General features: G+C 56.5%; 3 protein-coding genes. All 3 read right to left on the reverse strand.

Annotated elements, in window-relative coordinates; genetic code table 11:
• On the reverse strand, positions 1-188 hold a 188-nt coding region (locus K8R57_07110), incomplete at its 3' end, for a hypothetical protein (GenBank protein ID MCE9588067.1).
• Positions 189-212: 24 nt separating this feature from the next.
• Positions 213-4,184, reverse strand: a complete 3,972-nt coding sequence (gene vccA, locus K8R57_07115) for a Verru_Chthon cassette protein A (GenBank protein MCE9588068.1) — start codon at positions 4,182-4,184, stop codon at positions 213-215.
• A 101-nt stretch (positions 4,185-4,285) separates the two neighbouring features.
• Positions 4,286-7,769, reverse strand: a 3,484-nt coding sequence (gene vccA / locus K8R57_07120) for a Verru_Chthon cassette protein A (GenBank protein ID MCE9588069.1), incomplete at its 5' end; no start/stop codon positions are given.

The raw sequence follows: 7,769 nt of genomic DNA on the forward strand, positions 1-7,769 counted from the left end.
GAGTCCGCCAGCAGCCGCGCATTGGTCCCGCCTTCATAAGCCTTCGACGCCCCATACTCCGTCTTCACCGTCAGTAAAAACGCCAGCACCACGCCCGATAACAACACCAGCATCCCCAACGTCATCACTAACGCCGCTCCGGCGGTTCGCTGCTCCGCGGTTCGCTCGGGAAAAGGCGTAGTATGCATAGGAGAATCTAAGGCATTTTTAGCTCAAGGCACGAACTGCTTGCTGCTGACGATGCGGAAGCGATACGGCCCTAGGGCCAGGCTCGTCGTATCCCCACTCGCCGGCACCGCCTTCGGAGTGCCGGCGCTGTCCACAATGCTCGCCGAGTTTGCATCCAAATATCTCTCCAGCAGGAATGATCCGCGAAACTCCCCGGTCGGCTGGCTCTGGCTGGCCTTAAGGATGTAGCCGCTATTTCGTGTGTTGCGCGCCAGCATCTGCACCCGCACATGCACTGTGTAGGTATTCGAGCGTGTGGTCAGACGTGGATAGATATGCGAATACGGCCTTTCCAGGCTGTTATCGCCGGTCAGTTTGTGCTGCGACCAGAAGCTCCCGAGCAGCGAGTCGAACTGCGAAAGGGGCGTGGTCGAACTGAACCCGACGCTCACATGCTGCTGCATTGTCGCCACCGTGGGCAGATCCTGCGGAATGAGTGGGATGTCGCAAATCTCGGACGCGGACACGAATGGCTTGTTCGTCGCGTAGCGGTCGGCGATTTGTTTCAGGGTGTTGTCGAGGTCGATATTCCGCCGCGTCACCACGCCGCGTCCCCCGCCAGAACTGCCGCCGAGACCGACCGTCCCGCAAAGCTTGTAGCGCTGGCTGTAAACTCCGCCGGCCCCATCGGGCTGATTTGGATTGAGGGCGCTGATCTTCACCGACTTCATCACCGCACGGAGTCCGGTGTCGCGGCGGATGTTGGTGAAGGGCGCAATCTGCTGGTTGAGGTTGATCTTTCCCGCCGTGGCAAATGGTTCGCTGATCGCATACGGCTCGGCTACGGGCATCCAAAAAAGATCGAGCAGCAGGTGATCCGGCGGCGCGCCTCCGGAGGCGCTGCCGGGATGGTTGGTCCCTCCCGGAAAATACCCTTTGGCTGGACGGAAAAGCAGTGTCTGCCACGGCTTGTAGGCCTTCACTCCGGTGGGCAGCGAACCAAACATTACAGGTGAGGAAATGAGCCGGTTCGGGGAAAAAAACGTGGTCTGCTGCTGCATGGTGTCCTGCGGATTCCACCACCAGCCGATGTATGGCGTGGAGTCCTCGGCATACGGGCCCTGCGCGTGCTGATGCCTCCGAGTTCCTTCATCGGGCTTGTTACAATAGGGTCCGTCCGGGAGGAAAGCCGGACCATTGTCCCAGTCGCCCGGCTGGCCCAAAGAATTCACGACGCCGCTAATTCCAGCCGGGATGTCCGGCTGACCTTCACCGCCATATTGAGTTATGGAGGCTTCCAATTGACCAAAGGCCGACCCGGCGTAATTCCCCGGCCAGCCCGAACGCAGGCTATGGTTTTGATTGTTGCGCTGCGCACTGTCCTGATAAGCGCCATTTGGAGCGGGTTGGAAATACGTCTCATCCACGTTTTTCGTCGCGGCGACGATGCGCATATCGCCCTGCAAATTTTTCCCCACCGCGACCAGCGAGCGGATGGTGTCATTGCCATCAATGCCAGCCCCGTTCGCGCCAGCGATGCGTCCCCCGCGGGATTTCGCCCCGGTGCCTCCGGCGGCCATCTCGTTACCCGATCCTGGCACCGGCACCGTCTGGCTGGGAAACTTGAAGGTAATCGTTTGATAAACCGGCTCACCCGAACTCCGGGGCCCCGAACTTGGATTGGTCACCGAAAGCTCCGCTGTCACCGTGCCGGAAATAGTGAGTTGGCTCCCTGTCACCGCCATCTCACCGGTAGGCGGCACCGATTCCGACGGCGAACCCTGATTCTGCGGCTTCCTACCCGTCCCACCCTCGCAGATCGAGTGAAAGCCGAGGGTGCCCCCGATCTTCCCCTCGTTGTCCTCGACGTTCGACATGCGCCCGATGTCGTAAAGCGTGGGTTGGCTGCTAACCGTGACCCCGTCCTGCGTGAATGGATTCCTCCCCGCCCCCCCGCTCGCGTCTTTCACAACAATGTCGATCTTGGTAAAAGTAATCCGCATCCCCATCGACAGCGCGGAGAAGCCGGCCATGGGGGAGAACAGCTTGGGAATGAGCGAAAATTCGACCTTGTCGTTATTGCCGATCATGACCAATGCGAGTTCAGAGATCGTGATGATCCGCCCCATGCCCCGCGTGCCGTCGGGCATTTCGATCGGTGCCACTTGCCCCCGCGAGCCCATCCCCAGCGAAGGAACCGAAGGGAAAACCTGGGTGGCACCATTCTCCACCGTATTCGTAAAGGCAGAGTCCGGAGCATTGGGATCCGAGCGGTCCGCGAGGTTTGTGCAGCGGATGTAATCAAATATCTCCGTGAGGATTTGGTCACGATCCACCCCATACTTGTCCTTGAAAGTCTTCGTCGAGTTCCAACCCGGATATTGCCGCGCGGTCAGTCCTTTGAGATACGCCATCAGCGCCAGATTGCGGGCCCCACTTGTTCCCGTGACATCTGCTGTCGGGCTATTCGCATCCTGCCGGGTGAAGTAAAAAGGCAACGTATTCGTCCCCGTCTTTGGACCCACCGTTGCACAAAACGCGATCAGTTTGTCCACTGCCGTCCGACGCGCATCGGCCACCTGTTCCGGCCAGACTGAGATGCGGGGCAGGTTAAAGGAGTTCTGTTCCGGTGCCTTGCTGTTCGCTGTCAGAAAAAACTTCGAAATTTCCAGCATCTCCCTCGTCGTGTCCCGCGCACTCGCCGGCGGTGCCAGCGACCATGCCCGCCGCGTTGTCGCGAACATTGGAGAAAATAAGAACTCATCAATCGAGGCATAAAGACGGTCTCCATCCGGAACTACCGGATAGGTCGTTTCATCCAGCGAACTTTGTCCTTGGTTGAACTGTCCCTGCGCTGGCCCCGCTCGCTTGGTTCCTCCTTTCGACGAATAGTCATAATCCGAATAGCTGTAGAACGGGTCGGAATAGTACGCACCAGTAACCCGTGGAATCATCTTATTGATCTCCTCGATCATTAGTGCGCGATCAGTCGAAGTGTTTCCAGTGTTCCCCACGAGAAGGGTTAGCTGGCGGCCAAAGATCGTCGAAAGACACGTCGTCGCCGGGTGGCCGGGGTACCGTTGATACTCTTTTTGCGCTCCCATTCTCTCCGCCAGATCCCATTCAAAGGTGCTGTCGTTGGATGTTTGATAATTCACCGCCGGTAGAACCATCCCCGGCTGGGAATTGCCCACTGGAGTGTCGGAAAAGGTTCCCTCCGCCGCTGTGTTGATATTCACCTTTGCTGTTTCGTCGTCAGCCCAAAACGCCACCCTCCCGACCACCGTATTTGCTTCACCCTGCGCCGTCTTCTGCCGATCCGTAGGCACGACCACCTCCACATCTCCCGCTGTCCCCGATGCTTTAGCCGGAACGAGGGTGCCGTCTTTCAATATATAGAGCCACTTCACCGGCATGGTCACGCCGCGCGTGGAAAACTGATCCACCGTGAGACCTTCCACATCCTGATTCCCGTCCTTGTTCAAAGACAACTGTCCGGCCGTGTTGATGTGATTGCCATCAAAGATCGGGTAAACCATCAATCTTTTCTTCTTCGTTGAATCGAACGGGTCCGTCCGCACCAAGTCTGCCGCCGGTTGATTCAAGTCCGTCCACAAACCCGGCTGCGTCTTCCATGAATTCGCCCCAGACGCCGACGGCAGATCCGCTCCCTTGGCCGGATCGAAGCTCCCGTCTTCCACCAAACTGTCAGCCGAATACAGCTTGTAGCTCTTCACCGCCTTGCCGCTCGTGTCGAAGGTGCGCAGTAACCCCGGCTGAGAAATCCACGCCAGGTCTGGTTGCGTTGACGCCTCCCGAATCTGCCCAATCACCAAGTTTAGCGCCGAATCCGCCAGCAGCCGCGCGTTGGTCCCGCCCTCATACGCTTTCGAGGCTCCATACTCCGTTTTTACCATCAGCAAAAATGCCAACACCACCCCGGACAACAACACCAACATACCGAGCGTCATAACCAGGGCGGCACCAATTCTGTGCCCGGTTACGGAATGTGCCATGGCTTGGGGAAGCGAAACTTTCATAAGAGGGAGGTCAGCAAATTCGGCCCCGCGGGGATGCGCGGCGGTGATTATTTCTGGGGGTAATATGTGGATTAGTTTTAAGGAACGAACTGCTTGCTGCTGACGACACGGAAGCGATACGGCCCCAGCGCCAGGCCGGTCGTATCCCCACTCGCCGGGACCGCCTTCGGGTTGCCGGCGCTATCCACGATGGTCGCCGAGTTTGCATCCAGATACCGCTCCAGCAGGAATGATCCGCGAAACTCCCCGGTCGGTTGGCTCTGGCTGGCTTTGAGGATATACGAACTGTTGCGCGTATTCTGCGCCAGCGTTTGCACCCGCACATGTACTGTATAGCTGTTCGACCGCGTCGTCAACCGCGGGTAAATGTAGGCATACGGCTTTTCGAGGCTGTTATCACCGGTCAGTTTGTGCCGCTCCCAAAAGCTCCCGAGAAGTGAGTCAAAGCTCGAAAGCGATGTGCTTGGAGTGAATCCAGCGCTGACGTGAGGCCGCATTGATCCGACCAACGGAACGTCCTGAGGGATAAGCGAAATGTCACAAATTTCCGAAGCAGAGACGAAGGGTTTGTTTCTCGCCAGACGATCACTGATCTGTTTGAGCGTATTTTCGAGATCGATATTGCGGCGAGTGGCGACACCAAGTCCGCCGCCATGCCCCGTCCCCATGGTTTTGTAGTTTCGGATGAAGGCAGTGCCATTCTGGTCGGGTTGATCGGGGTTGAGGGCCGTCAGCTTTACCGATTTCATCACCGCTCGCAGGCCGGTATCGCGCTTGATGTTTGTGAAAGGTGCGATCTGCTGGTTGAGATTAATTTTGCCCGCTGTGGCGAAGGGTTCGCTGATTGCGTAAGGCTCCACAACTGGCATCCAGAACAAGTCCAGCAGCAAATGGTCGGGAGGCCCCCACTTTGCGCTGCCTGGATGGTTCGCCCCACCGGGTAGGTAAGACTTTGTCGGGCGAAAGAGCAACGTCTGCCAGGGCTTATTGCTTTTCACTCCCGTCGGTAGCGAGCCAAACATCACTGCAGACGGCAGCATCCGATTCGGCGAAAAAAACGTCGTTTGTTGCAGATTCCAGTCTTGATGAATGTAATCCGAACCAATGTATGGCGTGTAGGGGTCGCTCTGGTGACGGCGCGTTCCCTCATCAGGCTTGTTGCAGAATGGACCATCAGGAATAATGAATGGACCATTGTCCCAGTCGCCGGGTTGCCCCAGACTGTTTACGACACCAGCAATCCCAATGGGAAGGTCGGGAACCCCGTCCGCATCATTGTAGTTCGTGAATTGCATGCTTGTGCCCGCAACGAGGGATCCAAATGCGCCAAAGTCCCTGTAGGCTCCGAAATGAGGCAATCCCTGGCGCATACTATGGGTAGCTTTGGTCGGTGTATTTTTACCGCCTGCATTGATCAGTGTGGGGTCATTATACGCCGCGAGATTGTTGGGTTGAAAATAGGATTCATCCACGTCCTTCCGGGCCGCAATCAGTCGCATGTCTCCTTGTAGATTGTTACCCGTAGCGACCAGCGAACGCACAGCATCTGCATCTGAAACGAGATAGTGTTCCGTCCCGTTTTCCCAACGCGTTCCCACCCTGTTTGAGCCCGTCCCGCCGTCCACAATATAGGGTCCTCCTTCAGTACCCGTTTCATCACGGGTAGAACCCCAGATATTCTTATAAACCGGTACCGGAATCGTAAACGGTGGAAACTTAAATTTAATCGTCTGGATTACCGGCTCGCCGGTCGTGTTTGTGGCGGTTTGCTGTGGCGGTGATGTTACCGTCACCGTTACAGTTCCCCCGATTGTCAGTCGATTGTTGGGATCTTTGTTCAGGATAATCTCACCCGTGGGGGGCGCGGAATCAGGACGTCCATTTCTAAGATTGCCACTGCGTCCGTTGATCACATCGGGTGTCCCTGCCGGAGCCGGAGCCAGATTGCAAAGACTGGCCCAGCCGATTGATCCACCAAAACTGGACACCCAAGAATCGGGGTCATGAATGTGACCGATGTCATAGATTGTCGGCTGGGTTACACCCAAAAACGGGTTTTTATTGTACGTGCCATTTTTATCCGATACCGTGATGTTGATCGGATCAAAAGTGAAGCGCACGGCATTCGCCATTACGGAATAGCCTGCCATTGGAGAGAAAAACTTGGGCACCAGGGCAATCTGGATTCTCGACTTGGTCTGATCCGCAGTCCGCTTGGCGGTCGCGATAAGCGCAAGTTCGGAAATGGTCATAATTCGACCAATTCCACGACTTCCATCGGCCATTTCAATCGGCGTTACCTGTCCGCGCGTTGAGTGAGTGGCATCGGGAAGAAAAATAAGCGAACTGCTTCGTCCAAAAAATCCAACGACGTTGGGAAAGGCTGTCGAGGCCTCGATTTGAGTATAGGAAGATGCGACCGTCGAATCCGAGTTATCAGCCAAGTTAGTGCTCCGAATGTAGTCAAATATTTCAGTAAGAATCTGGTCCCGATCACCCCCGCTGTATTTTGCCGCGAAACTCCTCGTCGCCGAGCCAGTGGGATCCCACCCGGGCACCGGTCGGCCGGTTAAACCTTTCAAATAAGCCATCAGTTCCACATTGCGCGGGGAGAGGTCTGCGGTGGTGCTATTGCCATTTTGACGAGTAAAATAGTAGGGTAGAGAACTCGGATCTGTTTTAGGTCCAACCGTTGAGCAAAAAGCGATCAATTTGTCGAACGCTGTTCGTTGTGTATCGGAGGTCCGTTCGGGCCATATGGCGATTCGGGGCAGGTTATATAGATTTTGCTCCGGGGATTTGCTGCTGGCAGTCAGGAAAAATTTCGACATTTCCAACATCTCGCGGGTCGTATCCCGTTTGCTCGCCGCCTGCGCCAAAGTCCAAGGACGACGCGTCGAGGCAAAGTTTGGATTGTATAAGAATTCGTCGATCGTCGCATAAAGGCGATCGCCGTCCGGGACCACCGGGTGAGCCTCTTCCTCTCCGTTCGTTTGTCCACCTCCGGCCCGAATAGTCCCGGCCTTTGAGGAGTAGTCGCGTGTCGGACTGGCATAGGTAATGTCACTCGGATCGTATTCGGCACCCGTGACTCTGGGAATAATCTTAAATATTTCCTCCGCCATGAGGGTTCTGTCTCCACCGACTTCAGGTTTTTGAAGTAACTGCGAGCCAAATATCGTCGAGAGGCAGGTCGTGGCGGGATGTCCGGGATACCGCTGGTATTCCTTCTGCGCGCCTTGCCGTTCCGCCAAGTCCCATTCGAAAGTCGTCTCATTTCGCGTCTGGTAGGTGTTGGCGAGATACGTCTGATCTCCACCCGGCTGGCTATTGGATACCGGCGTATCCCAATAAGTCCCCTCTGAAGCGGTGTTGATGTTCACCTTCGCCGTCTCGTCGTCTGTCCAAAATGCCACCCGTCCCACTACCGTGTTGGCGTCCCCCTGCGCTGTCTTCTGCCGTGCCGGGGGCACCACCACCTCCACATCTCCCGCCGTTCCTGCCGCCTTGGCCGGGACCAGCGTCCCGTCTTTCAGGATATACAGCCACTTCACCGGCATC

The organism is Verrucomicrobiota bacterium, from assembly GCA_021413925.1.
Lineage (GTDB): Bacteria > Verrucomicrobiota > Verrucomicrobiia > Chthoniobacterales > UBA6821 > UBA6821.

Bases quoted from the DNA above. Each gene is read 5' to 3' on its own strand.
- vccA (MCE9588068.1), bottom strand. From the start codon at position 4,184: ATGGCACATTCCGTAACCGGGCACAGAATTGGTGCCGCCCTGGTTATG.